We start from the raw sequence: 26,474 nt of genomic DNA on the forward strand, positions 1-26,474 counted from the left end.
CCGAGCTCACGAATATGCCGAGGGGATATTTGCCAAGCAATTATCAGGCAATTCCTGTACGATGCCTGGCCAAGTTAATTTTCTACAGGTTAATGGCCGCCATGCGCGTAAAAGCATCCACCAGCAAAGCAAAGCCAGCTCCAGCCGTCGAAACCAGCGAATCGATCAACAGCCAGATCGCTGCGTTCCTCAAGTCCGGCGGTGAAATCCAGCAAATTGCCAAAGGCGTCAGCGGCCAGACGTTCGGCCCGTCCAAGCAGATCACCCTGGGCAAAAAGTAATCCCCTCGCGTCACCTGGTCCCAAAGCGCTTTGAGCTTCGAAGCGCTTGGACTGGAACCCTCGTTACTCCTCCGGCACTCCCTCAAATCCCGTAGAAATCGACGAACGGCCTTCATTGCCGATTATTCGCCGTTATCCTTGCACACGTCTGGATCAAGCGTTTCAGCGGGTTCACCAGCCTGCCCTCGCTGTTCATGGAGTGACGCATGCTCAAATCTTTCTACCTTTCGGCATTGCTCGGCAGCCTGCTGGCATGCTCCGTAGCACAGGCACAAATCTTTCAGCGTGAGCTGGGGGGCTTCGACCTCAAGCTTGGCACCACCCCCACCCGCAGCATGGCCCAGGGCCTGGTCAAACCCTCGGCCGTCGGCTCGTTTCACGGTGGCCTGGACCTGAGCCACGACAGCGGTTTCTACGTGGGCCAATGGTCGCCCAGCATGGGCATCAGCCCGGGGAAAGACCTCGAGATCGACTCCTACATGGGTTTTAAACAACCCTTCGACCAAACCCTCGGCTACGAAGTGGGCCTGATCCGCTACAGCTACCCCGAAGTCACGACCCCTGACAGCCAGGAACTGTTCGGCGGCCTGACCTTGCTCGGCAGCCGTTTCGGCATCGCCTTCAGCAATGACCCGGACAAACAGAACAACACCCTGTTCGCTGACTTGAGCGGCAATCAACCGTTCGGTGTCGGCATCAGCCTGAAATACACCACCCACCAATTCAATACGCCAGTGGCGGTGGATGGCGGGTATGTAGGCAGTTTTACCGATTGGTCGCTGAAATTGTCCCGCCCGTTCATGGGCATCGACCTTGACCTGATCTACAGTGACTCCAGCCTGAGCGGTAGAGGTTGCTCGGCCTATGCCGGGCACAACAGCCAGTGTGACGGGCTGGTGACGCTCAAGGCCGAACGCGCATTCTATTGATCGGCTGAACTGCCGGGCTCCTCCCGGGTTCACATGAGAATCAGCCCCCGAAGACTGGCTTTCGCAAGGAATCGCCCATGTCCCGCTGGTTCAAACATATCGCCGTTGTGTTGACCGTTACCCTCGCCCTCGGCGCGTGCAGCCGCGTGGGCCTGGCCTACCGCAATCTCGATGTGATCATCCCCTGGACGCTCAGCGACTACCTGGACATGAACGGCGAGCAGAAAATCTGGCTGGACGAACGCCTGAAGGAACACCTGAGCTGGCACTGCACCACCCAACTGCCAGGCTATCTCGACTGGCTGGACCGCCTGCAAACCATGGTCGCTACCAACCAGGTCACCGATGCCGCCTTGCAGGCCCGCGCCCACGAAGCCGAACAGGCGATCGCCGAGACCGCGCGGGTAATCACCCCGTCGGCCATCGAGTTGCTGCAAAGGCTGGATGACAAGCAAGTCGCCGAAATGAACGACGCCTTCGCCAAGGACCGGCGCAAACGCCAGGAGGAATACCTCAAACCCTCCCTCGACCAGCAGATCAAGGAGCGCGGCGCGCGCATGGAGAAGCGCCTGAATGACTGGCTCGGGCCACTGAGCACCACCCAGCAACAGCGGGTAGCCACATGGTCCAGCGCCCTGGGCGAGCAGAACACCCAGTGGCTTGCCAACCGGGTCCATTGGCAGAAGCAGTTCAGCGCGGCCGTTGCCCAACGCCAGAGTCCACAATTCCCACAACGGATCGAGACACTTCTGGTCAATCGTGAGAAGTTGTGGACACCCGCCTATCGTCAGGCCTTTGCCAACACCGAAGCCCAGGCGCGTTCACTGTTCGTGGATCTGATGGCTGAAAGTACGCCGAGCCAGCGGGCACGTTTGCTGAAGAAAATTGAAGGTGTGAGGAAGGACTTCAACGACTTGAAGTGCCTGAAAGCGGCGAAACAAGACTGACTGCAACACAAGACGCATGTGGGAGCGAGCCTGCTCGCTCCCACAGGGGATCACACAACATCAGGCAATCTGCGCTTTCGACGCTACCTCATCAAACGTCATCTCATCCAGCGCATCCTCCTGCTCGTCCAGCACCTGCCGCGGGTGATCATTGCCGGGAATACTGCTGTCGATCAGGCTCAACAAACGCGAACCCCGCGCCGTCAGAATGTAATTGGTGCCCGTGCCACCTTCGTCTTCAGGTCGCGGCGCGATATAGCCACGCGCCAACAGTAACTTTTCGTACTCTCCAGCCACCGTTTTCAAGTGATCAAGATTTTCAATCGGCTCGCCTTCCGCGGCTTTCTGCGCGGCATGCTGTTCGGCGTAAGGCCGCGGCGTGAAGCTGTGGCCCGCGCTGTTTTGCACTTCATGCAACAAGCGCTCAATCAAGTCCCAGTTGTAAGTCGTCATCCTGAACCTCCGGTGTCCGTTCGATTGATGCCCGTGCAATTGAACGGGCCTTACAGGTTGTGACCGGTACGCCCGGCCACCGTTCAGCCGGGCGTTTGCAGACGACCGACCGGCGGCATGTCGAAATCCATGCAAGCCAAACGACTAGGCTGTGTAAGTCACCTCCCCGCCCCACGCAGGAGAAAACAACATGAACATTCAGAACCATCCCGTCGTATCGCGGGAAGAATGGGTCGCCGCCCGCAAAGAGCACCTGGCCCACGAAAAAGCCTTCACCAGGGAAAGGGACAGACTCAGCGCCGAACGCCGTGCCCTGCCCTGGGTGAAAGTCGACAAGGACTACCACTTCCAGGGACCCGACGGCGAACTGAAACTGGCGGACCTGTTCGGGGGGCGCAGCCAGTTGGTCATCTACCACTTCATGTTCGCCGAGGGCTGGGATGAGGGCTGCCCCGGTTGCTCGTACCTGAGCGATCACATCGACGGCGCCAACCAGCACCTGGCCCACCATGACGTGGCCGTGGTAGCGGTTTCCCACGCACCGTTTGCCGAATTCCAGGCGTTCAAACGGCGCATGGGCTGGAAGTTCGACTGGGTATCGTCCGAAGGCTGCGATTTCAACTACGACTTTGGCGTCACCGCCCGAGCCGAAGACGTCGCCGCCGGAAAGGCTACATACAACTACGAAAAAACCGACGGCGCCGAGGAGGAACTCCCCGGTCTCAGCGTGTTTTATCGCAATGACGCCGGCGAAATTTTCCATACCTACTCCACCTATGCCCGGGGCCTGGACATGCTAGTCGGCGCCTACAACTACCTCGACCTGACGCCCAAGGGTCGCAACGAGGAGGAAATCATGGAGTGGGTGCGGCATCACGACAAATATGAGGAACAGGAGAAGTCGAGCTGCTGTCATGGTGGTTAACCCCAGACACCGAGGCGCGGCCTTCGCGGGCAAGCCACGCTCCCACAGTTTCTGCGATGTTCACAAAACCTGTGGGCTTGCCCGCGAAAAGGCGCTGACAACCAACGCAAATATCACAGGCTGAACTTTCCCCAGGGGCCAACGCTCAACCGAATAACCCGCCTTGACTGGAGCTGAGGCCCGCCCCCATGAAACCACTGCTGAAGAAGCTCACTCTCGCCGCTACCCTCGCTTGCGCCCTGCCCGCCTGGGCCTGCACCCTCGAGGAAGCCACCGCCAAACGCGAACAACTGGCCCGGGAAGTGGCCAGGCTCACTGAGCAGAACCCGACCAAGGCCAAGGAGATCAACGACGAGTTGCAGAAAATGGACCTGGGCACTGCCGCCAAGGACCTGCCGGACAAGTGTCAGTTAATCGATCAGCGTTTGAAGGAGTTGGACTCGGCAGAAAAGAAAACCGAGAGTTGATAATCATCAGACATAAAAAACCCGGACAGTGTCCGGGTTTTTTATGGGTCGCTTGCAACGACTTACTCAGCCGCTGGCGCTTCCGGCTTGCGGCGCTTGAGCGGGGCCATGCCGTCCTTGCTGACCAGGGAATCGCTCTTCGGCCGGTTGGCGCTCTTGCGCTTGGTCGGGGTCTTGGCGGCAGTTTTCTTCTTGTCACCCTTGGCGTCGGTCTTTTTCTTCTTCACGCCGACGGCCTTGCCCGAGGCCTTGACCTTTTTCGGTCCGCCGTAGGTGCCTTTGACTTCCTTGATGGTGCGGCGCTCGAAGCTCTGCTTGAGGTAGCGTTCGATGCTCGACATCAGGTTCCAGTCGCCATGGCAGATCAGCGAGATGGCCAGGCCATCGTTACCGGCGCGACCAGTACGACCGATACGGTGCACGTATTCGTCGCCGCTGCGCGGCATGTCGAAGTTGATCACCAGGTCCAGGCCATCTACGTCCAGACCGCGAGCGGCGACGTCGGTAGCCACGAGGATTTTCACGCCGCCCTGCTTAAGGCGGTCGATCGCCAGTTTGCGATCCTTCTGGTCTTTCTCGCCGTGCAGCACGAACGCTTTGTATTCCTGCGCCACCAGGCGGCCGTAGATACGGTCGGCCATGGCCCGGGTGTTGGTGAAGACGATGGCCTTCTGGTAGGTCTCGTTGGCCAGCAGCCAGTTGACGATCTGTTCTTTGTGCTGGTTGTGGTCAGCGGTGATGATCTGCTGGCGGGTGGTGTCGTTCAGCTGGCTGACCGCATTGAGCTGCAAGTGCTCAGGGTTGTTCAGGACCTTGGCGATCATCTCGCGCAGGCCAGAACCACCGGTGGTGGCAGAGAACAGCATGGTCTGCTGACGGTTGGTGCACTCGTCCACCAGACGCTGAACGTCTTCGGCGAAGCCCATGTCGAGCATGCGGTCGGCTTCGTCGAGCACCAGGACTTCAACTTCTTTCAAGTCGAGGTTGCCGGCGTTCAACTGCTCGATCATCCGGCCCGGCGTACCGATCAGGATGTCCGGCACCTTGCGCAGCATCGCGGCCTGGACCTTGAAGTCTTCACCGCCGGTGATCAGGCCGGACTTGATGAAGGTGAACTGCGAGAAGCGTTCAACTTCTTTCAAGGTCTGCTGGGCCAGTTCGCGGGTCGGCAGCAGGATCAGGGTCTTGATGCTGACGCGGATTTTCGCCGGGCCGATCAGACGGTTGAGGATCGGCAAAACGAATGCAGCGGTTTTGCCGCTACCGGTTTGCGCCGTCACCCGCAGGTCACGCCCTTGGAGCGCCAGCGGAATGGCCGCTGCTTGCACAGGCGTTGGCTCGACAAATTTCAGCTCGGCCACGGCTTTGAGCAGGCGTTCGTGCAGGGCGAATTGGGAAAACACGGGTGCTACCTCGAAGAAATGCAAAAAAACAGCTGCATAGGGTAACGGTTTCGAGCGCTCAGGCCGAGTTTCTTTATACAAATGGCGGTAAACAGTTGGTTTTTTGTTGCCTGATTTTTCCCGAAACGTAATACAAAGCGTCTTAAATGCTCTAATCCCCTCTCGCGCCTTACAGAAGAATCGTTTTCGACCATGGATATCAAACAGCTCTGGACCAACGTCCTGGACCTTTGGGGTGCCCTCGACCAGCACCCGCTCGTGCACTCCAGCCTGTCGCTGTTGCTGCTGCTGGCAATTGCGCTGTTCCTCGGACGGGTGGCGCGCTACCTCATTCTGCACGCGGCAAAAATGCTCAGTCGCCAGCCGGCCCTGCACTGGGTCAATGATTTTCTGCAGAACAAGGTGTTCCATCGCCTGGCCCAGATCACGCCTTCGCTGGTGATCCAGTTCGGTCTCAATCTGGTGCCGGACCTGAGCAAAACCGGCCTGAATTTCCTCGGCAATGTCGCGCTGTCCTTCACCTTCCTGTTTCTGCTGCTGGCGGTCAGCGCCCTGCTCAATGCCCTGCTGGATATCTACGCCCGCACCGAACACGCCCGCACCCGCTCGATCAAGGGCTATGTGCAACTGGCGAATTTGGTGTTGTACGTGTTTGGCGCGATCATCATCGTCGCTACGCTGATCGACCGCTCGCCGCTGTTGCTGCTGTCGGGCCTGGGTGCCATGTCGGCGGTGATTCTGTTGGTCTACAAGGACACGCTGCTATCGTTCGTCGCCAGCGTGCAGTTGACCAGCAATGACATGCTGCGGGTCGGCGACTGGATCGAGATGCCCCAGGTGGGCGCCGACGGCGATGTGGTGGACATCACCTTGCACACGGTCAAGGTGCAGAACTTCGACAAGACCATCGTCTCGATCCCGACCTGGCGCCTGATGTCCGAGTCGTTCAAGAACTGGCGCGGCATGCAGGCTTCCGGCGGCCGCCGGATCAAGCGCAGCCTGTTCATCGATGCCAGCGGCGTACGCTTTCTGCGTGACGACGAAGAGCTGAAGCTGTCCCAGGTGCACTTGCTCACCGACTACATGACCCGCAAACAGGCCGAACTCAAGGCCTGGAACGAAGCCCAGGGCAACGTCGCGGCCATGTCGGCCAACCGCCGGCGGATGACCAATATCGGCACGTTCCGCGCCTATGCGCTGGCCTACCTGAAGAGTCACCCGGAGATCCAGCCGAACATGACCTGCATGGTCCGCCAGATGCAGACCACGGCCCAGGGCATTCCGCTGGAAATCTACTGCTTTACCCGCACCACGGCGTGGGCCGATTACGAGCGGATTCAGGGGGATATTTTCGACTACCTGCTGGCGGTGCTGCCGGAGTTTGGCTTGAGCCTGTATCAGCAGCCGAGTGGTACGGATTTACGGGCCGGGTTGCTGCCGGCAGTGCTGGGGGCAAGCCACATTCCCGAAGCCGAAAAACGCATGATGTAACACCACAAAACCTGTGGGAGCGAGCCTGCTCGCGATGAGGGAGTGTCAGTCAACATATGTGTCGTCTGACAGTCCGCAATCGCGAGCAAGCTCGCACCTACAAGGGCAGGGGTACATCCATTTCAGCGTTTGCGGGTTACTTGACCTGCCGCTGCGGTGCCTTGTGCACCATGGTGTAGGCGTAATCCACGCCCATGCCGTACGCGCCGCTGTGTTCCAGCACCAGCTCCATCACCGCCTCGTAAGTATCCTTGTGCGCCCAGTCACGCTGGTATTCGAGCAACACTTGCTGCCAGGTCACCGGCACCGCGCCGGCCTGAATCATCCGTTGCACCGACATGTCGTGGGCTTCCTTGCTGGTGCCGCCGGAGGCGTCGGTGACGATGTACACCTCGTAGCCTTCAGCCAGGGCTTCCAGTGCCGGGAAGGTCAGGCAGACCTCAGTCCACAGCGCCGCGATGATCAGTTTTTTGCGCCCCGTGGCTTTCACCGCGTCAACCAGTGCCTTGTCTTCCCAGGAGTTCATCGAAGTGCGTTCGATCGGCTTTTGATCCGGGTGCACAGCCAACAATTCCGGCCAGATGTAACCGCTGAAACTTTCGGTTTCGACCGAGGTGTAGATGGTCGGTACGTTGAAAATCTTCGCCGCCTTGGCGAGGCCGACGGTGTTGTTCTTCAGGGTCTGACGGTCGATGGACTGAACGCCGAATGCCATTTGCGGCTGGTGGTCGATCAGGATCAGGGCGGAGTTGGTTGGGTTGAGCAGTTCACGAATAGACATGGCGCGTTCCTTTTGATGTCGATATTTTCGAATGAATTCAGGGTTAGTCGACGTTGCCGCAAGAGGCTTTGCTGTCGGCTTGGATGTCACTTTAGGGGCTAGCTATAAAAGGGACAATTACCTAAAATCGAGAATCATTGATTCCAAAATAGGGACAATATGGATCGCGTTGAATGCATGCGTGCCTTCGTCGTCACGGTCGGCGAGAACGGCTTCGCCGCGGCCGCCAGGGCCATGGACGTGCCACGCTCGAAAGTCAGTAAACAGATTCAGGCACTGGAAGAAGCCATCGGCGTGCAATTGCTGCAACGCACCACCCGCAGCCTGCACCTGACCGAGGCTGGGGCCGAGTATTTCGAAGCAGCACGGGAAGTGTTGGCGGCGCTGGACGAGGCCGAGCAACGCGCCCGTGACGGCATCGGCGAGTTACGCGGTGTGTTGCGGGTCAATGCACCGATGTCGTTCGGTCTTCGGCGGTTGGGGCCGTTGATTCCACTGTTTCATGAATTGCACCCGAACATCGAGCTGCAACTGGTGCTCAGCGACCAGCAAGTCGATCCAGTGAGGGGTGGGTTTGACGTGACGATCCGCATCGCCAGCATGCCGGACTCGACGATGATCGCCCGGCAACTGGCGCCCGCACCGCGCATCATGGTGGCATCCCCTGCTTATCTCGAGCGCGCGGGCGTTCCGCAGACTCCACAGGATCTGCGCGCCCATCAATGCCTGAACTACGGCTATCTACAGAGTGGAGTCAGCCTGCAACTGTGCAATGGCAAGGAAACCCAGCGGGTAAACGTCACCGGCCCACTGCACGCCAACAACGGCGACTTGCTCGCCCAGGCCGCCGAAGCCGGCATGGGCATCGCCCTGCTGCCCGACTTCATCGTCGAGGATGCGCTGGCAGCCGGGCGCCTGGTGCCGGTGCTGTGCGAATGGCAGGCCCCGGCGATCACCATCAACGCGGTGTATTCGTCGGCACGGCGGGTGCCGCAGAAGACCCGGGCGTTTATCGAGTTTCTGGTGGATCAATTGGCGCCCAAATGACTTTTGGGCATCCCACAAGGTTGGCGTGTTGCGACGTGACTCAGAAATAGCGCCGTTCCGATCAAAAATGATCAAGCACCCATTCTTGAACTGCAGGTGTATCGTTTATATCGCCATTAAAAACAAATGGCGGATCATAACTTTGATTGTTTCCTCGAGCTCGGCCTCTCCATACCTTTAACGGCAGCCAGAACTGAGCACCACTCGGCAGTGTTTGAGAGCCTATGTCGATATAAAGTGTATCGCCGCTCGTTGGTAAACCTAAATGGACAACCCCCGGAACTGCAAGAACAACGTCCGCAAAGTCTAGACAGGCACTCGCGCAAAAAGAGTCAGTAACCAGTGCAAGCTTGCCTTTAAAACCTTGGGTATTGGATCCTCTCGCGCCTTCTTGAAGGACCGAGGATTCGTTCGGCTGTCGTAACCAGTCTTTCTTCTCGTGAAGCGCGAACTCCATCGACCCGGTCAGACCAAGAACAAACTTGTAAGCTTCGCTGTCTTTTCCATAATCACTCCCCATGGTAGCCAGAGCATTATTGAGCGTTGAGAGTGCAAAAGGAGAAACACGCCACATCGCATACGCACGAGATGGCTCACCCAGGTTTTTCACCCATTGCGAGCCTAACAGTGCAGAAAGTATTTCAGCACCAACCAAACTGTTACCGCCGCGATTGCCTCGTGTATCAAGCACAACCAACTTGGCATCATTGATACTCTTGATTGCCTCGAGCATTTTATCCAGGGAAGCATTCTCGGCTGCTGACGGCATGAAATTTGATACATGTATCCAATATCGCCCTTCTCCCAAATTCCGGAGCGATTGAGGGGGTTGAGGTTGACGCAGGAAAGCCTCCAGCTGCCCGGAGTCCTCTTGCCACAACAACGTAAAGTTTTGCCTTAGTCCATCCGGAAGAACAACCAAACAACTTTTTAACAAGTCTCTCGCGAGCACGGGATAACTGGCATCATCGACAGTTAACTGCTGAGCCAAATGCAACCAAGTGGACTGTAGATTAAGTCTACGATCAAAGTATGGAGATATTTCACCCTCTAGTTTTTCGCGGACCGATTTATTATCACACGATATAACCTCGGAACCTATCGGCGGCAGCGGTACAGGCCAATTTTCAGCGACGTGCTTTACAACGAAACTCTGGCCACGCATATCCAAAATGAAACCTGCCCAGGACGAACGTCCTTTATCAGGTTGACTCAGCCCTACGTGTCCGTCCTTGAAGCCCGTGATGTAAAAATCAAGCACGGCCTGGGAGTCTTTCTTTGAGTTGACGCGTCTGGACAGCTGACTTGCATCCAGATAACCCCGTTCAACCCAGTCTGAAAAAGACACATTTTCACTGTCTATAGCGCCTGGATGAGAAGTAACCACCAGTTGTCGAATGACAGAAAGATCATTAACAGTAATCTCTCTCCAATCTTTTTTATGCGCCTCATCAGCCAGCACGAAAGGCGGCAAAACAACAACCAATAGAAGCATTAAGCATAAATGCTTCAAGAGAAACACATTAGCGTTACACGTCATTTAAAAAACCAAAAAAACGGACAAATGATGGTCAGATAGATGTCATCTGAGCATTGCCGGCGTTCGCTGCTAACCGAATGCGAGCAGCTCTTCGTCAAAAAATCGCAGCCTGCGGCAACGCCTACACGAATCTGGTTGCGCGCCGTATACCCAACCGACTAATCCACACCGCCAGCAAAATCACCGAACCACCGAGCAACAACCGCACCAGTTCTTCATGCTGGTTCCAGATCAGCAGGTTGATCAGCAACCCCACCGGCACATGCAGGTTGTTCATCACCGCCAGGGTCCCGCCGTTGACCAGGCACGCGCCTTTGTTCCACCAGTAGAGTCCCAAAGCGGTCGAGACCAGGCCGAGGAACAGCAGCACGCCCCATTGCAACGGCGCTTCGGGCAGGAAGTTCTGTTTGCCGAACAACAGAAACGCCGGCAATGCCACCGCCAGTGCGCCGAGGTAGAAGAAGCCGAAACGTCGGTAATGCGGCAGATCGCTCGGGTGGCGCGCGACCAGATGTTTATAGAGCACCTGCCCGGCGGCGTAGGTGAAGTTGGCCAGTTGCAGCAACATGAACCCCATGAAGAAGTCCGGGTTGATCCGGTCGAAGCGAATCACCGCAGCCCCCGCCACCGCCACCAACGCCGCGACCAGGGCCCAGGGGTTGAAGTGACGATTGAGCGCATCTTCAATCAGGGTCACGTGCAGCGGCGTGAGGATGGTGAACAGCAACACTTCCGGCACCGTCAGTACGCGAAAGCTCAGGTACAGGCAGACGTATGTCACGCCGAACTGCAACGCGCCGATCAATAGCATGCCACGCATGAATGCCGGCTCTACCGAGCGCCAGCGGGTCAGCGGGATGAACACCAGCCCTGCCAGCAGCACGCGTACCAGCACGGCGAAGTAACTGTCGACATGACCGGCCAGGTATTCGCCGATCAAACTGAAGGAAAACGCCTGGATAAGCGTGACAAAAAGTAGATAGCCCATGCTCGCCTCATTTCGAATGGCGGCGACGATAGCGGGTTTTGCTGCTGATCGCGAACACCCAAATAATACAAATTCCTTGTGGGAGCGAGCTTGCTCGCGATAGCGGTGGATCATTCAACATCATTGTCGACTGACACTCCGTCATCGCGAGCAAGCTCGCTCCCACAGGGTTTTGTCGGTGTTGGTTAAATCCCGGGCAAAAAAAAGCCCGATCTCGCTAAAGCGTTCAATCGGGCCAGGGCACTCAGGAGCAACAAGTGCGAAGGGAGGTTCGATGCGCGTACAGGCTTGAAGGGTTGCGCCAGGTCACTAGACCATCCAGCGATTATCTGGCGATTAACCGGTCAGGCCACTTGCGAAAGCTTGGCGTTCGCCTGGTTCAGGCCTTTCTCCTGGAAGTCTCCGCCCAGGTTCATGCCTTCGGCGTGGATGAACGTCACGTCGTGGATGCCGATGAAACCCATGACCTGGCGCAGGTACGGTTCCTGGTGATCGGCGGTGCTGCCGGCATAGATGCCGCCGCGAGCCGTCAACACATACGCACGCTTGCCGCTGAGCAGGCCTTGGGGACCGGTTTCGGTGTACTTGAAGGTCACGCCGGCACGCAGTACATGGTCGAGCCAGGCTTTCAGGGTGCTGGGGATCGCAAAGTTGTACATGGGCGCGGCCATGACCAGTACATCGGCGGCAAGCAATTCATCGGTCAACTGGTTGGAACGTTCCAGGGATGCCTGTTCGATGTCGCTGCGCTGCTCGGCGGGTTTCATCCAGCCACCCAGCAGGTTGATATCCAGGTGCGGCACCGGCTTGACGGCCAGGTCCCGGACAGTGATCTGGTCATTCGGGTGAGCGGCTTTCCACTGGCTGATGAACGTCTGGGTCAGTTGGCGGGAAACCGAGTCTTGCTGACGGGCACTGCTTTCGATGATCAGAACGCGGGACATGGGATGTAGCCTCCATCTGAGAATGCTGTAGGTCGATGGAGTGAAGGTTAAACAGAGTCATATCGATGAAAAAGCGCAAATAACTGCTATAACCCATCAATAAATTCGTTTATAAGCTCAGCATGCACTACCCCCTGTAGGAGCGAGCTTGCTCGCGAGGCGTCATGTCATTCAATTTTTTTGTTGCCTGACACACCGCTATCGCGAGCAAGCTCGCTCCCACAGGGGATTGATTTCATTTCGGGGTGCAGGTCAGCTCGATGCGCAGCTTGATGATGCTGCGGGTGAACTTGGCGGTGGCATTTTTGTGCTTGCCGGCCGGTACGTCGATCTTGCGGGTACGCGGTGCTTCCGGGCCATTGATGAAAACGACCTTGCAACTCGCATCGACGTCGCCGTAGTTGGCTACCTGAATGGAGCCGATGTCGTTATCCGTGTCGTAGGTCTGGTAATCGATCTTCATGCCATTGAGGTCTTTTTTCACATCGATCGGGTAAGCCATCGCCGTCAGCGGCAGCAGCGCCAGCAGCACACAACAGAATTTTTTCATTCAGCAGCCTCCAATTAGGGCTGCCAGCTTAGGACAAGAGGAGTTCAACATGAAAGCGCCCCGCGTGACCCTCGATCAATGGCGAACGCTGCAGGCCGTGGTCGATCACGGTGGTTTCGCCCAGGCCGCCGAGGCGCTGCATCGCTCGCAATCGTCAGTCAGCTACACCGTGGCCCGCATGCAGGATCAACTCGGCGTGCCGTTGCTGCGTATCGACGGACGCAAAGCCGTGCTGACCGAAGCCGGCGGGGTGCTGCTGCGCCGTTCCCGGCAACTGGTGAAACAGGCCAGTCAACTCGAAGACCTGGCCCATCACATGGAGCAGGGCTGGGAAGCCGAAGTGCGCCTGGTGGTCGATGCCGCTTACCCAAGCGCCCGCCTCGTCCGCGCCTTGACCGCGTTCATGCCGCAAAGCCGTGGCTGCCGGGTGCGCCTGCGCGAGGAAGTGCTGTCTGGCGTGGAGGAAGTCCTGCTCGAAGGCGTGGCCGACCTGGCCATCACGGGTTTCAGTATTCCCGGTTACCTGGGCGCGGAGTTGAGCGATGTCGAGTTCGTTGCGGTTGCCCATCCGGAGCATCCCCTGCACCGCCTCAACCGCGAACTGAGCTTCCAGGACCTGGAAAGCCAGATGCAAGTGGTGATCCGCGACTCGGGCCGCCAGCAACCACGGGACGTCGGCTGGCTCGGTGCCGAACAGCGCTGGACCGTCGGCAGCCTGGCCACCGCCGCGACCTTCGTCGGCAGCGGCCTGGGGTTTGCCTGGCTGCCCAGACACATGATCGAACGGGAACTCAAGGAAGGTACGCTCAAGCTGCTACCGTTGGATCAGGGCGGCAGCCGTAACCCGAGCTTTTACCTGTATTCGAACAAGGACAAACCGCTGGGACCGGCCACGCAGATTCTCATCGAACTGCTGCGTACGTTTGACACCGCACCACTGGACGCACCGTTCGCCGCCCCCGAACAAGCCTGACACGGAGTGTATGCATGGCCTATTTCGAACACGAAGGTTGTAACCTGCACTATGAGGAATATGGTCACGGCACTCCGCTGCTGCTGGTCCACGGCCTCGGCTCCAGCACCCTGGACTGGGAAAAACAGATCCCGGCACTTGCTACCCGCTACCGGGTGATCGTCCCGGATGTGCGTGGTCACGGCCGTTCGGACAAGCCCCAAGAGCGCTACAGCATCGCCGGATTCAGCGCTGACCTGATTGCACTGATCGAACACCTCAATCTCGGTCCGGCACACTATGTCGGCCTGTCCATGGGCGGCATGATCGGCTTCCAGCTGGGCGTGGATCAGCCGCAACTGCTCAAGAGCCTGTGCATCGTCAACAGCGCGCCCGAGGTCAAGCTGCGCAGCCGCGATGACTACTGGCAGTGGTTCAAACGCTGGAGCCTGATGCACGCACTCAGCCTGCGCACCATTGGCAAGGCACTGGGCGGCAAGCTGTTCCCCAAACCCGAGCAGGCCGATTTGCGACAAAAAATGGCCGAACGCTGGGCAAAAAACGACAAACATGCTTATCTCGCCAGCTTCAATGCCATTGTCGGCTGGGGAGTCCAGGAACGACTTTCGAAGGTCACCTGTCCAACCCTCATCGTCAGCGCCGACCGTGACTACACACCGGTGGCGCTGAAGGAAAACTACGTAAAACTGCTGCCCGACGCGCGGCTGGTGGTGATCGCCGATTCACGCCACGCCACGCCGCTGGACCAGCCGGAACACTTCAACCAGACGCTGCTGGAGTTTCTGACCGCAGTCGACACCACCACTCAGGATCACTGACCCATGCTGAAAAAAATCGCCCTCGCCGCAGGCACCGTCCTGTTTGCCGCCAACCTGATGGCCGCGACGCCGGAAAAGGCACCGCATGTGCTGCTGGACACCACCAACGGCCAGATCGAAATCGAACTGGACCCGGTCAAGGCTCCGATCAGTACCAAGAACTTCCTTGCGTACGTCGACAGCGGCTTCTACAACAACACGATTTTCCACCGGGTGATCCCGGGGTTCATGGCGCAGGGCGGTGGTTTCACCTCCTCGATGCAGCAGAAACCGACCAAGGACCCGATCAAGAACGAAGCCAGCAACGGCCTGCATAACGTGCGTGGCACGCTGTCGATGGCGCGCACTTCCGATCCAGACTCGGCCACCAGTCAGTTCTTCATCAACGTCAAGGACAACGACTTCCTTGATCCGGGCCGTGACGCCGGTTATGCCGTGTTCGCCAAAGTGGTCAAGGGCATGGATGTAGTGGACATCATCGTCAACTCCCAAACCACCACCAAGCAAGGCATGCAGAATGTGCCTATCGACCCGGTGCTCATCAAGTCGGCCAAGCGCATCGACTGAGACTAAGCTGGACAAGGATGTCCGAGCCGTTGCCGGTGTTTGCCGGCAACGCTCAAAACGTTAAAAGGAGAGCCCGCTCGCGGGCGAACAACCAATGCTTTATCGCCGCTTTGAAAAACTGATTGATGTGTTCCGCGAAGCACCGACGGCGTCTCCGCCGGACCGGGTTTTCCCTTTCTACACTTATTACCTCAAGCAGGTCTGGCCGAGCTTCGCCGCCCTGCTGATCGTCGGCCTGATTGGTGCGTTGATCGAGGTGGCGTTGTTCAGCTACCTGAGCCGTATCATCGACCTGGCCCAAGGCACGCCGAACATCAATCTGTTCCAGGATCACGCCCTCGAACTGACCTGGATGGTGGTGGTTGCGCTGGTGCTGCGCCCCATCTTCGTGGGCCTGCATGACCTGCTGGTGCACCAGACCCTGAGCCCCAGCATGACCAGCATGATCCGCTGGCAGAACCACAGCTACGTGCTCAAGCAGAGCCTGAATTTCTTCCAGAACGACTTCGCCGGGCGCATCGCCCAACGCATCATGCAAACCGGCAACTCACTGCGCGATTCCGCCGTGCAAGCCGTGGATGCGTTGTGGCATGTGCTGATCTACGCCATCAGTTCCCTGGTGCTGTTCGCCGAAGCCGACTGGCGCCTGATGATCCCGCTGTTGACCTGGATCTTCGCCTTCATCGGCGCCCTCTGTTACTTCGTGCCACGGGTCAAGGATCGCTCGGTGGTGGCGTCCGATGCGCGCTCCAAACTCATGGGGCGGATTGTCGACGGCTACACCAACATCACCACCCTGAAATTGTTCGCCCACACCAACTTCGAGCAGCAATACGCCCGCGAAGCGATCAAGGAACAGACCGAAAAGGCGCAACTGGCTGGCCGTGTGGTCACCAGCATGGACGTGGTCATCACCAGCATGAACGGCTTGCTGATCGTCTGCACCACCGGCCTGGCCCTGTGGTTGTGGACGCAGTCGTTGATCAGCGTCGGGGCGATTGCCCTGGCCACCGGCCTGGTGATCCGCATCGTCAACATGTCCGGCTGGATCATGTGGGTGGTGACCGGCATCTTCGAAAACATCGGCATGGTGCAGGACGGTCTGCAGACCATCTCGCAACCGGTCAGCGTCACCGACCGTGACCAGGCCAAACCCCTGGCGGTGGCCCGTGGCGAAGTACGCTTCGAACAGGTGGATTTCCACTATGGCAAGCAGAGCGGGATCATCGGCGACCTCAACCTGAGCATCAAGGCTGGCGAGAAAATCGGCCTGATCGGCCCTTCCGGCGCCGGCAAGTCAACCCTGGTGAACCTGCTGCTTCGCCTGTACGACGTCGAAGGCGGACGCATCCTGATCGACGGCCAGAACATCGCCGACGTCAGCCAGGAAAGCCTGCGCGAACGCATCGGCATGATCACCCAGGACACCTCGCTGCTGCACCGCTCGATCCGTGACAACCTGCTGTATGGCAAACCCGACGCCACCGACGCCCAACTCTGGGAAGCGGTGCACAAGGCCCGGGCTGACGGTTTCATTCCTTCGTTGTCGGACGCTGAAGGCCGTACCGGTTTCGATGCCCACGTCGGTGAGCGCGGGGTGAAACTCTCCGGCGGCCAGCGCCAGCGCATTGCCATCGCCCGGGTACTGCTCAAGGACGCGCCGATCCTGATCATGGATGAGGCCACGTCGGCACTGGACTCGGAAGTCGAAGCGGCGATCCAGGAAAGCCTCGAGACCCTGATGCAGGGCAAAACCGTGATCGCCATCGCTCACCGGCTCTCGACCATCGCCCGGATGGACCGGCTGGTGGTGCTGGAAAACGGCAAGATCGCCGAAACCGGAACCCACGCCGAGCTGCTCGCCCATGGCGGTTTGTATGCGCGGTTGTGGCAACACCAGACCGGTGGGTTTGTCGGGATCGATTGATCCATTGGATCAACACACCAATCCCTGTGGGAGCGAGCTTGCTCGCGATAGCGGTGCGTCAGACAACATCATTGTCGACTGATACTCCGTCATCGCGAGCAAGCTCGCTCCCACAGGGATAAGCGCCATACCGAAGATCGAAATAACCGCCAGGGCCCGCCAAAAACGGGCCCTGGCGGTTTTTTGTGCCTGCTGGAATTCTGAAAAAACCGTGCTGTACTGACTTCAACGTTCTGGAGATGGTTCTGCAGTCCATCGGCTGGATGCTCAAGGCAGCATAATCTCGAAAGGGCACTCTCCTATGTCTCTGTTAAAACGTTCGGCGACTGAGTTGGTTGGTACGTTCTGGCTGGTGTTGGGTGGTTGCGGCAGCGCAGTGTTGGCGGCGGCTTTTCCGGAGGTGGGGATCGGCCTGCTCGGGGTGTCCTTTGCGTTTGGCCTGACAGTGCTGACCATGGCTTTTGCCATTGGCCATATTTCCGGTTGTCATCTCAACCCCGCGGTATCCCTCGGCCTAGTGGTGGGTGGACGGTTTCCGGCCAAGGAATTGCCGGCCTACATCATTGCCCAGGTCATTGGCGGTGTGATTGCCGCCGCGCTGCTGTACTTCATTGCCAGCGGCAAACCCGGTTTCGAACTGGCGGGAGGCCTGGCGTCCAACGGCTACGGCGAACACTCGCCTGGCGGCTATTCGATGGCGGCAGGGTTTGTCTGTGAACTGGTGATGACCGCGATGTTCATCCTGATCATCCTCGGCGCCACCGACAAACGTGCACCGGCAGGACTGGCACCCATTGCCATCGGCCTGGGGCTGACGCTGATCCACCTGATCTCGATCCCGGTCACCAACACTTCAGTCAACCCGGCGCGCAGCACCGGCCCGGCGCTGATCGTCGGCGGCTGGGCGATTCAACAACTGTGGATGTTCTGGGTCGCGCCGCTACTGGGTGCAGTGGTCGGTGGCGTGCTGTATCGCGGGCTGGGCAAGGAAGAAAGCTGACACGCTGAAGTTCAGCCTTGTCGATAAGGCAAGGCTGACTTCGCATCCTCTGCATAAGCCAGCACCCCCAGCCGCTCCTGCTCCAGGAAGTCTTTCACCGCAGCTTTCAATCCCGAATGCCGCAAGTAGTGCCAGGAATGCGTAATGACTGGCTCGAATCCGCGAATCAGTTTGTGCTCGCCCTGGGCTCCGGCATCGAAACGCTGGAAACCGTTGGCAATGGCATAGTCCATGCCCTGGTAGAAACAGGTCTCGAAATGCAGGCGGTCGAACTCTGCCAGGCATCCCCAGTAACGGCCATAAAAACTGTCGCCCCCCACCAGACTGAACGCCATCGCCACCGGCCGTGAACCCTGTTTGGCCAGTACCACGCGAATCGACTCAGGCATGTGCTCGGCCAGCAGGCTGAAAAACTCCCGCGTCAGATACGGCGCTTGCCGGCGCACCGCGTAAGTATTGGCGTAGCAGGCATAGACGAAATCCCATTGCGCCTGGCTCAGTTCCCGCCCCTCCAGCCATTCGAACTCGAAGCCCTGGCCGGCCACCTGCTCGCGCTCCTTGCGCATCTGTTTGCGTTTGCGCGAACTGAGCACGTCGAGGAAGTCCTGGAAATCCCGGTAGCCGCGATTCTGCCAGTGGTATTGACAGCCAACGCGCTGCAGCCAGCCCGGTTGCTCGCTCAGTGCCGCGTCGGTGAACGGATCGGTGAAATTGATGTGGGCACTGGAGAGCCCTTCAAGCTCCAGGTAGCCCGGCAGGCTTTTCAACAACTCGAAGCCGTCTTCGACCGTGGCCGCCAACAGCCGCGGCCCGGTGACCGGACTGAACGGCACCGCGCTCAACAGCTTGGGGTAGTAGTCAATGCCGGCACGTTCACAGGCATCGGCCCAGGCGTGATCGAACACGTACTCGCCATAGGAATGCCACTTGCGATAACCGGGGAGCGCGGCGATCAGTCGATCCCCTTCGACGTGCAATAAATGCTCGGGCTGCCAGCCGGTATGGGGTCCGACGCTGCCGCTGTCTTCCAGTGCGCTCAAAAAGGCGTGACGCAGAAAAGGCTGAGTCTCGGGCACCAGTGCGTCCCACGTCTGCGGGGCGATTTCTGACAGTTTTTGCAGGCGTTGCAACGGCATCACCATCCTCACTCTTCATGGCGTGAAAGCCCCGCGAGTATCGCCTATCGCTCTGCAATGCACACGGGCAAAACGACGACAGCGCTCTAACTCAATAGTTCACGGCAGCTTTGTATCGTCATCGACATGACATCACATTGCCACTGCTCTGTAATAAACCATCGCGATACTGGCGCCTGTTTTTAGAGCGCCGGGTTATACCCAGCCACTGTTTTCCGCCCCCTTATGGTCGGTTGTGTCCCGGATGGCTCTGTCATCCCCTCTCATCTTCGGAGATTGATATGCGTCTTGCTTCCACGAAAACTGCGGCGGCCTTGTGCGGTGGCCTGTTGCTGGCCATGAGTGTTCCGGCCAGTGCCGCAGTCGACGCCAAACTGCTCGACATGCTCAAGGCTAACGGCTCGATCACCAGCGCGCAGTACAGCGAACTGCAAGCCGAGCTGGCCAGGGATCAGAAAGAACAGCAGATCGCCCGTCAGGCTCAGCAAGAGACCAACGAGCAAATCGCGGCCACCGCGAAGAAAACCGACACACTGAGCGCTTTCGACCAGAAACTGGCCTGGGCTGCCAAGACCCAGTTCAAGGGCGACGTGCGCTTCCGTCAGGAAACCGTCCACAACGATGGCGTATCCAACAACAAAGACCAGGACCGTCAGCGCATTCGTGCCCGCCTGGGTGCCTACACCGAAATCAACCCGCAAGTCGACACCGGTATCCGTATCGCCACCGGCAACAACGACGACGCTCGATCCACCAACCAGAGCCTGGACAACTACTTCGACAAGAAGCAGATCTGGCTGGACCAGGGTTACGTCGACTACCACCCGGACGCGATCAAGAACCTGCACCTGGTTGGCGGCAAGATGCCGCAACAATGGGTGAGCATGGGCGACATCATCTGGGATAGCGACATCAGCCCGGAAGGTCTGGCCGTTACCTACAAGTACCCGCTGAGCGGCAGCACCGAGCTGTTCGGCAGCGCAGGTCACTACACCCTCAAGGACAACGTCGACGGTGAAGGCGTGCAGTTCAAGCACGACCTGCGCCTGTATGCTGGCCAATTGGGTGGTCGCTTCGCCATCACCGACAGCATGAAAATGACCTTGGGCGGCAGTCTCTACGCCTACGACAACGATGACAGCAGCGCCTGCCCTACCAGCGGCACCGTCACCACGCCGTGCGCACTGGCCGTCAACGGCAACAGCCCGGGCGAACAGTTCAAACTGTACGAAGGCTTTGGCCAGCTGGACTTCTCCAACCTGCCAGTACCGCTGTCGCTGTACGGTCAGTACGTCAACAACGCCGATGCCAGCAACGACCAGGACACTGGCTGGTTGGCCGGTGTCAAGACCAAGCTTTACGGCTTCGGCGTGGACTACAACTACCGCGACGTACAGCGTAACGCTGTGGTGGGCGCCTTCACCGACTCCGACTTCGCCAATGGCTTCACCGGTTCGCGCGGCAGCAAGCTGAAAGTGAGCTACGAACTGGACAAGAACTTCACCCTGGGCGCGACCTACTACATGGCGACCTCAGACCAGACCAACGCCAACATCAAGAAAACCGATTCGGACATCAACACCCTGCAACTGGATGCCGAAGCCAAGTTCTGATTCACCCCGCTACACGACTCGGGTAAGGAAGCCCGGGACGCTTTTACAGCCTGGCTTTGATGTATCGGTCCCCATCATCCTCCGACACATCAACGCCGGGCTGTTTTCATATCCCCGCCTGCACATATTCATTGTGGCGAGGGGGCTTGCCCCCGTTGGATCGCGAAGCGATCCCAAACCCGGCCACTGCAATTTGACAGACATACCGTATCAGCCTGTTCTACGTCGACTTCGTCGCCGAACGGGGGCAAGCCCCCTCGCCACAAAAGCCCTGCCAAAAAAATCGCAGCTGCGACAGTTAAAACAAATTCAGCGCTTGCGCAGCAACACGCTACCAATCGAATAACCGGCACCGAACGAACTGAGCACGGCCAGCGAACCTGCAGCCAGATCGTCCTGGTTCTTGTGGAACGCAATCACGGAACCGGCGGAACTGGTGTTGGCGTAGGTGTCGAGAATCACCGGCGCTTCCTGTTCGGTGGCGTCGCGGCCCAGCAGCTTCTTGACGATCAGGTGGTTCATGCTGAGGTTGGCCTGGTGCAGCCAGAAGCGCTTCACGTCGCTGACGTTGAGCTGGTTTTCCTGCAGATGCTCACCGATCAGCTCGGCAACCAACGGGCAGACTTCCTTGAACACCTTGCGGCCTTCCTGCACGAACAGTTTGTCCTTGGCACCGATGCCCTCTTCCGCCGCGCGGTTGAGGAAGCCGAAGTTGTTGCGGATGTTGTTGGAGAACTTGGTCAGCAGCTTGGTGCTGACGATGTCGAACTGGTACTTGGACGTCGCCAGGTCAGCACGCTCGATGATCACCGCGGTGGCAGCGTCACCGAAGATGAAGTGGCTGTCGCGGTCACGGAAGTTCAGGTGACCGGTGCAGACCTCCGGGTTGACCATCAGGACCGCCCGGGCCTGGCCCAGCTGCACGCTGTTGGCGGCGGTCTGGATACCGAAAGTCGCCGAGGAGCACGCCACGTTCATGTCGAAACCGAAACCCTGGATGCCCAGCGCTTCCTGGACTTCGATGGCAATGGCTGGATAGGCGCGCTGCAGGTTGGAACAGGCGACGATCACGCCGTCGATGTCCGCGGCGGTCTTGCCGGCGCGTTGCAAGGCTTGTTCGGCCGCGCCGATGGCCATCTGGCACAGCACCGACCACTCGTCGTTGGAACGCTCCGGCAGGCGTGGGGCCATGCGCTGCGGGTCGAGGATGCCATCCTTGTCCATGACAAAGCGGCTCTTGATGCCGGAGGCTTTTTCGATGAATGCGGCGCTGGATTCGGTCAATGCCTCCACTTCACCGCGCGCAATGGCATCGGCGTTGTCGGCGTTGAATTGCGCGACGTAAGTATTGAAAGACTGCACCAGCTCTTCGTTGGAAATGCTATTGGCCGGGGTGTACAGGCCGGTGCCGCTGATGACGACGTTATGCATGGTCGTGTCTCTAATCTGTTCAGGCAGAAAGCATTGGCACCGTCGTACCAATACACAAAGGGTCTATTCCCATCCGGGGGACGCAAACCTGGCATCGCTTTATTCCGACCTGCCCGAGACCGTGAAGGCTCAAAACCGCGGGGCCGGCGTTTATAGGCGCGAAGTTTGCCATAAACCGTGGGTTTTGGCCCCTTTTTGCTGGACAACCCACCTGTTATAGACACCACAGCAACCTGTGGGAGCGAGCTTGCTCGCGATGGGGCCATCAAATTCAACATCTATGCTGCATGACAGGCCGCTATCGCGAGCAAGCTCGCTCCCACAGGGGTTGCACCGCCTTCGAGCCTACGGCTCTACTTGCGACCACTGCTTGTTCAGGCGCTTGTCGGAGATCGGCACCTTGGTTCCCAGTTGCTGGGCAAACAACGAAACCCGGTATTCCTCCAGCCACCAGCGATACAACTCAAGCTGCGGATCGCGCTTGCCTTCCTGGGCGTGTTTGCTGGCGCGGGTCTGGTATTGCGTCCACAGGCCGCTCAATTCGCCGCTCCAGACCCGGTCGCGCTGCACCTGGGCACCGATTTTTTCAAAGCGCTGTTCGATCGCCTTGAGGTAACGCGGCAACTCCTTGAGCCACTGCATCGGCGTTTCCCGGACAAATCCCGGATAGACCAGGTAGCTGAGCTGCTGCTTGATGTCGTTCAGGGCCACGGCTTGGGCGAGATCGATCTTGCCCTTGAAGCGCTTTTGCAGGCCATGCCAGAGCTTTAGGATTTCCAGGGTCAGCTTCGCCACACGTTCGGCGTGCTCGGTCCAGGCGCCACGCTTGCGCTCGGCCAGGGACGCCAGACCGGCGCCGTCACGGGGCAGCGGGTCTTCACCTTCGAGAATGCAGCTGTCGAGGCTGGCCAGCAGAATGTCTTCCACCAGCGCATCGACCCGTCCCATGTCGCGGTACAGCAGGCCCAGCTCGGTCAGGCCCGGCAACTTGCCGCGCAGGAACTTCGCAGGCTCAGCCAGTTGCTGCATCAGCAAGCGTTGCAGGGCACGGCGATGCTGGAACTCGGCTTCGGCCGGGGTGGAGAAACGTCCTTCCTTGACCGTGCCCGCCTCTTCCACCAGCGCCGGATACACCGTCATCGACAGTCCGGCGATCTTCTGTTGGGTTTTCTCGGCCACGGCGGCAAACACTTTCGGCTCCACCGGTTGCTGGCTCTTCGCGGTCTGCGGCACCGCCAATGCAGCCTGGCTGGCCTCGGCGAAACGCGCGGTGAGCTCGGCCAGATCGCGACCTTCGCCGAGGAACTTGCCCTGGGCGTCGACGATTTCCAGGTTCATCCGCAGATGACTTTCGACCTGCTGCGCGGCCTCGCTCCAGGCTTCATCGCTGACGCGGGCACCGGTCATGCGCAGCAGTTCGCGACCCAAGGCCTGAGGCAGCGAGCCCTCGGCAAAGGTCATGCGCTGCAAGGCCGCCTTGACGAAGTCCGGCACCGGTACGAAATTCTTGCGCAAGGCCTTGGGCAGGTTGCGCACCAGGGCAATGCACTTGGCTTCGATGACGCCCGGCACCAGCCATTCCAGGCGTTCCGGTGGCAGCATCGGCAACAGCGGTGCCGGCACGCGCAGGGTCACGCCGTCGCGCGGGTGATTCGGTTCGAAGTGGTAACTCAACGCCAATTCCAGATCGCCGATGTGCAGCGTATCCGGGTAATGCTGGGCGGTGACTTCACTGGCTTCGCGGGCCAGCACGTCTTCTTCGCGCATGATCAGCAGCTGCGGGTCTTTCTGGCTGTTGATGCGGTACCAGCTGTCGAAGGTCGCGGTCTGATGGATCTCCGCCGGCAGCCGTGCGTCGTAGAAGGCGTACAGGGTTTCTTCGTCGGCGAGGATATCTCGACGGCGGGCCTTGGCTTCCAGTTCGTCGAGTTGTTCCAGCAGCTGTTTGTTGGCGGTCAGGCACTTGGCTTTCGACTGGATCTCGCCGCGCACCAGTGCTTCGCGGATGAACAATTCGCGGGACACCACCGGGTCGACCGGGCCGTAATGCACTGGCCGGCGCCCGACCACGATCAACCCGAACAGGGTGATCTGCTCGAACGCCACGACCTGGCCGCGCTTCTTCTCCCAGTGGGGCTCGAAGTGGTTCTTCTTGATCAGATGCCCGGCCAGCGGCTCGATCCAGTCGGCATCGATCTTGGCGACCATACGCGCGTAGAGCTTGGTGGTTTCCACCAGTTCGGCGGTCATCAACCATTGCGGGCGTTTTTTGCCGATTCCCGACGACGGGTGAATCCAGAAGCGCCGCTGACGGGCGCCAAGGTAATCGCCCTCTTCGGTTTTCTGGCCGATCTGGCTCAGCAACCCCACCAGCACCGCTTTGTGCAGTTTCGGATAGTCCGCCGGCTCTTTATTGAGGCTCAGCTGCATGTCGCGGCAGATCAGGCTCAATTGGCGATGGGAGTCGCGCCACTCGCGCAGGCGCAGGTAGTTGAGGAAATTCTTGCGGCACCAGTTTCGCAGCGGACTGGCCGTCAGCGCCTGGCGCTGCTCTTCGAAACCACGCCACAGATTGACCAGCCCGGCGAAGTCCGAGTCGGCGTCTTTCCACTGGGCGTGGGCCTGATCCGCCGCTTGCTGACGCTCCGGCGGACGCTCGCGCGGGTCCTGGATCGACATGGCGCTGGCAACGATCAGCACTTCCTGCAGGCTGCCGAGCTTCGCCGCTTCCAGCAGCATGCGGCCCATGCGCGGGTCCACCGGCAGCCGCGCCAGTTGGCGACCGAGCGGAGTCAGCTGACTGTTGCGGTCCACCGCCGAAAGTTCTTGCAGCAGGTTGTAACCGTCGCTGATGGCCTTGCCATCGGGCGGCTCGATAAACGGGAACGCGGTGACTTCGCCGAGGCGCAGATGCAGCATCTGCAAAATGACCGCCGCGAGGTTGGTGCGCAGGATTTCCGGATCGGTAAACTCCGGGCGACCGAGGAAATCCTCTTCGCTGTACAGGCGCACGCAGATGCCCGGCTCGACCCGTCCGCACCGGCCTTTACGCTGGTTGGCGCTGGCCTGGGAAATGGCTTCGATGGGCAGGCGCTGGACCTTGGCCCGGTAGCTGTAGCGGCTGATGCGCGCCGTTCCGCTGTCGATCACGTAGCGAATGCCCGGCACGGTCAGCGAGGTTTCCGCGACGTTGGTCGCCAGTACCACGCGACGGCCTGGGTGAGACTGGAAAATCCTCTGTTGCTCGGCAGGTGACAACCGCGCGTACAACGGCAGGATTTCGGTGTGTTTGAGCTGAGCCTTGCGCAGCATGTCGGCGGCGTCGCGAATCTCGCGTTCACCGGGCAGGAACACCAGCACGTCACCGGGGCTGCGCCGTTCGCTGCGTTCGTAGGCGGCGATTTCGTCGAGGGTGGCGAGGATCGCCTGATCCACCGTCAGGTCGTCCTCGACGCGGTTGCCCTCTTCGTCCTGCTCAAGCGTCAGCGGGCGATACCAGGTCTCCACCGGGTAGGTGCGGCCGGATACCTCGACAATCGGCGCGTCATCGAAGTGCTTGGAGAAACGCTCCAGGTCGATGGTTGCCGAAGTGATGATGACTTTCAGGTCGGGACGGCGCGGCAGCAGGGTTTTCAGGTAGCCGAGCAGGAAGTCGATGTTGAGGCTGCGTTCGTGGGCCTCGTCGACGATGATCGTGTCGTAGCGTTCCAGATAACGATCATTCTGGGTTTCCGCCAGCAGGATGCCGTCGGTCATCAGTTTGATCAGGGTGCTGGAATCGCTCTGATCCTCGAATCGCACCTGATAGCCGACCAACGCGCCCAGCGGTGTACCGAGTTCTTCGGCGACCCGGCTGGCGACGCTGCGGGCAGCGATCCGGCGGGGCTGGGTGTGGCCGATCAGGCCGTGCTGGCCGCGGCCGATTTCCAGGCAGATCTTCGGCAACTGGGTGGTTTTACCCGAGCCGGTCTCACCGGCGATGATCAGCACCTGATGCTTTTCCAGCGCCTTTTTGATTTCGTCGCGCTTGGCGGCGATCGGCAGGCTGTCGTCGTAACGGATCACCGGCAGGCTGGCCTTGCGCGCCAGTACCTGCTCACAGGACGCCTGCATCCGCGTCACCCACTGGCCCAGCCTGGCCTCGTCGGGTTTCTTGCGCAGCTCAAGCAACTGCCGCCGCAGCCGGTGGCGGTCGGCGAGCATGGCGTGATCGAGGTTTTTCAGCAGTTTGTCGATGGAGGGCGATTCGTCGGTCATCGGGTA

Annotated in this window: 23 protein-coding genes; 13 read left to right on the plus strand and 10 right to left on the minus strand. The window is 59.3% G+C overall.

The annotated features are described in order from the left end of the window. The first annotated feature begins 92 nt into the window (after nucleotides 1-92). From ABIE16_RS27800 to ABIE16_RS27810, 3 genes are all read left to right on the plus strand, one after another. Complete coding sequence (locus ABIE16_RS27800) at nucleotides 93-281, plus strand: hypothetical protein (protein ID WP_015096330.1); 189 nt, start codon at nucleotides 93-95, stop codon at nucleotides 279-281. A gap of 206 nt (nucleotides 282-487) precedes the next feature. Further along, on the plus strand, nucleotides 488-1,210 hold the full coding sequence (locus ABIE16_RS27805; protein ID WP_429522368.1) for a TorF family putative porin: 723 nt from the start codon (nucleotides 488-490) through the stop codon (nucleotides 1,208-1,210). A 77-nt stretch (nucleotides 1,211-1,287) separates the two neighbouring features. Next, entirely contained in the window at nucleotides 1,288-2,157 is an 870-nt protein-coding gene (locus ABIE16_RS27810) for a DUF6279 family lipoprotein (protein ID WP_429522369.1), read from the plus strand. A gap of 60 nt (nucleotides 2,158-2,217) precedes the next feature. On the opposite strand, the gene ABIE16_RS27815 is transcribed toward ABIE16_RS27810, so the two are convergent. Further along, entirely contained in the window at nucleotides 2,218-2,610 is a 393-nt protein-coding gene (locus tag ABIE16_RS27815; protein ID WP_090453744.1) for a transcriptional regulator, read from the minus strand. A 190-nt stretch (nucleotides 2,611-2,800) separates the two neighbouring features. On the opposite strand from ABIE16_RS27815, the gene ABIE16_RS27820 reads away from it, so the two are divergent. Then, nucleotides 2,801-3,535, plus strand: coding sequence for a DUF899 domain-containing protein (locus ABIE16_RS27820; protein ID WP_429522370.1), 735 nt, complete (start codon nucleotides 2,801-2,803; stop codon nucleotides 3,533-3,535). 188 nt (nucleotides 3,536-3,723) lie between these two features. Further along, entirely contained in the window at nucleotides 3,724-4,002 is a 279-nt protein-coding gene (locus ABIE16_RS27825; RefSeq protein WP_349737031.1) for a hypothetical protein, read from the plus strand. 62 nt (nucleotides 4,003-4,064) lie between these two features. On the opposite strand, the gene ABIE16_RS27830 is transcribed toward ABIE16_RS27825, so the two are convergent. Next, nucleotides 4,065-5,405, minus strand: a complete 1,341-nt coding sequence (locus tag ABIE16_RS27830; RefSeq protein ID WP_007972492.1) for a DEAD/DEAH box helicase — start codon at nucleotides 5,403-5,405, stop codon at nucleotides 4,065-4,067. A 192-nt stretch (nucleotides 5,406-5,597) separates the two neighbouring features. Here ABIE16_RS27830 and ABIE16_RS27835 point away from each other — a divergent pair, with 192 nt between their 5' ends. Next, nucleotides 5,598-6,896, plus strand: coding sequence for a mechanosensitive ion channel family protein (locus ABIE16_RS27835; protein ID WP_090453736.1), 1,299 nt, complete (start codon nucleotides 5,598-5,600; stop codon nucleotides 6,894-6,896). A gap of 136 nt (nucleotides 6,897-7,032) precedes the next feature. On the opposite strand, the gene ABIE16_RS27840 is transcribed toward ABIE16_RS27835, so the two are convergent. Continuing rightward, nucleotides 7,033-7,677, minus strand: a complete 645-nt coding sequence (locus ABIE16_RS27840; RefSeq protein WP_008018228.1) for a hydrolase — start codon at nucleotides 7,675-7,677, stop codon at nucleotides 7,033-7,035. Between the two features lie 159 nt (nucleotides 7,678-7,836). Between ABIE16_RS27840 and ABIE16_RS27845 the strand changes: the two genes are divergently transcribed. Next, nucleotides 7,837-8,724 carry a LysR family transcriptional regulator gene (locus tag ABIE16_RS27845; protein ID WP_349737029.1) on the plus strand — a complete coding sequence of 296 codons (888 nt, stop codon included), beginning with the start codon at nucleotides 7,837-7,839 and terminating at the stop codon, nucleotides 8,722-8,724. 61 nt (nucleotides 8,725-8,785) lie between these two features. Here ABIE16_RS27845 and ABIE16_RS27850 read toward each other — a convergent pair whose 3' ends face one another. The 4 genes from ABIE16_RS27850 to ABIE16_RS27865 form a co-directional block, all read right to left on the minus strand. Further along, nucleotides 8,786-10,219, minus strand: coding sequence for a S41 family peptidase (locus tag ABIE16_RS27850; RefSeq protein ID WP_429522371.1), 1,434 nt, complete (start codon nucleotides 10,217-10,219; stop codon nucleotides 8,786-8,788). A gap of 166 nt (nucleotides 10,220-10,385) precedes the next feature. Then, the gene (locus ABIE16_RS27855; RefSeq protein ID WP_429522372.1) at nucleotides 10,386-11,252 is read right to left on the minus strand and encodes a carboxylate/amino acid/amine transporter; all 867 of its coding nucleotides are present in this window, start codon (nucleotides 11,250-11,252) and stop codon (nucleotides 10,386-10,388) included. Between the two features lie 344 nt (nucleotides 11,253-11,596). Beyond that, nucleotides 11,597-12,196 (minus strand): FMN-dependent NADH-azoreductase, encoded by a 600-nt coding sequence (locus ABIE16_RS27860; protein WP_046043697.1) that lies wholly within the window; start codon nucleotides 12,194-12,196, stop codon nucleotides 11,597-11,599. 235 nt (nucleotides 12,197-12,431) lie between these two features. Then, complete coding sequence (locus ABIE16_RS27865) at nucleotides 12,432-12,746, minus strand: hypothetical protein (protein ID WP_057715974.1); 315 nt, start codon at nucleotides 12,744-12,746, stop codon at nucleotides 12,432-12,434. A gap of 49 nt (nucleotides 12,747-12,795) precedes the next feature. Between ABIE16_RS27865 and ABIE16_RS27870 the strand changes: the two genes are divergently transcribed. The 5 genes from ABIE16_RS27870 to aqpZ all read left to right on the plus strand — a co-directional run bounded on the left by ABIE16_RS27870 (nucleotide 12,796) and on the right by aqpZ (nucleotide 18,031). After that, complete coding sequence (locus ABIE16_RS27870; RefSeq protein ID WP_057715975.1) at nucleotides 12,796-13,719, plus strand: LysR family transcriptional regulator; 924 nt, start codon at nucleotides 12,796-12,798, stop codon at nucleotides 13,717-13,719. A gap of 14 nt (nucleotides 13,720-13,733) precedes the next feature. Beyond that, nucleotides 13,734-14,537 carry an alpha/beta fold hydrolase gene (locus ABIE16_RS27875; protein ID WP_090453728.1) on the plus strand — a complete coding sequence of 268 codons (804 nt, stop codon included), beginning with the start codon at nucleotides 13,734-13,736 and terminating at the stop codon, nucleotides 14,535-14,537. Nucleotides 14,538-14,540: 3 nt separating this feature from the next. Next, nucleotides 14,541-15,104 (plus strand): peptidylprolyl isomerase, encoded by a 564-nt coding sequence (locus tag ABIE16_RS27880; RefSeq protein WP_057715977.1) that lies wholly within the window; start codon nucleotides 14,541-14,543, stop codon nucleotides 15,102-15,104. 94 nt (nucleotides 15,105-15,198) lie between these two features. After that, nucleotides 15,199-17,031: an ABC transporter ATP-binding protein gene (locus tag ABIE16_RS27885; protein WP_057715978.1), complete on the plus strand. Its 1,833-nt coding sequence runs from the start codon at nucleotides 15,199-15,201 to the stop codon at nucleotides 17,029-17,031. A 301-nt stretch (nucleotides 17,032-17,332) separates the two neighbouring features. After that, the gene (gene aqpZ / locus ABIE16_RS27890; protein WP_057715979.1) at nucleotides 17,333-18,031 is read left to right on the plus strand and encodes an aquaporin Z; all 699 of its coding nucleotides are present in this window, start codon (nucleotides 17,333-17,335) and stop codon (nucleotides 18,029-18,031) included. Between the two features lie 11 nt (nucleotides 18,032-18,042). Here aqpZ and ABIE16_RS27895 read toward each other — a convergent pair whose 3' ends face one another. Continuing rightward, entirely contained in the window at nucleotides 18,043-19,167 is a 1,125-nt protein-coding gene (locus tag ABIE16_RS27895) for a GNAT family N-acetyltransferase (protein ID WP_218496935.1), read from the minus strand. Between the two features lie 281 nt (nucleotides 19,168-19,448). Here ABIE16_RS27895 and ABIE16_RS27900 point away from each other — a divergent pair, with 281 nt between their 5' ends. Further along, nucleotides 19,449-20,780, plus strand: a complete 1,332-nt coding sequence (locus ABIE16_RS27900) for a putative porin (RefSeq protein WP_057715980.1) — start codon at nucleotides 19,449-19,451, stop codon at nucleotides 20,778-20,780. Nucleotides 20,781-21,089: 309 nt separating this feature from the next. On the opposite strand, the gene ABIE16_RS27905 is transcribed toward ABIE16_RS27900, so the two are convergent. Both ABIE16_RS27905 and hrpA read right to left on the minus strand, forming a co-directional pair. After that, on the minus strand, nucleotides 21,090-22,211 hold the full coding sequence (locus tag ABIE16_RS27905) for a beta-ketoacyl-ACP synthase III (RefSeq protein ID WP_057715981.1): 1,122 nt from the start codon (nucleotides 22,209-22,211) through the stop codon (nucleotides 21,090-21,092). Nucleotides 22,212-22,556: 345 nt separating this feature from the next. Beyond that, nucleotides 22,557-26,468, minus strand: coding sequence for an ATP-dependent RNA helicase HrpA (hrpA, locus tag ABIE16_RS27910; RefSeq protein WP_429522373.1), 3,912 nt, complete (start codon nucleotides 26,466-26,468; stop codon nucleotides 22,557-22,559). Between the last annotated feature and the right edge of the window lie 6 nt (nucleotides 26,469-26,474).

Origin of the sequence: Pseudomonas sp. 2725, from assembly GCF_050434585.1 — a bacterium.
Taxonomy (GTDB): domain Bacteria; phylum Pseudomonadota; class Gammaproteobacteria; order Pseudomonadales; family Pseudomonadaceae; genus Aquipseudomonas; species Aquipseudomonas jessenii.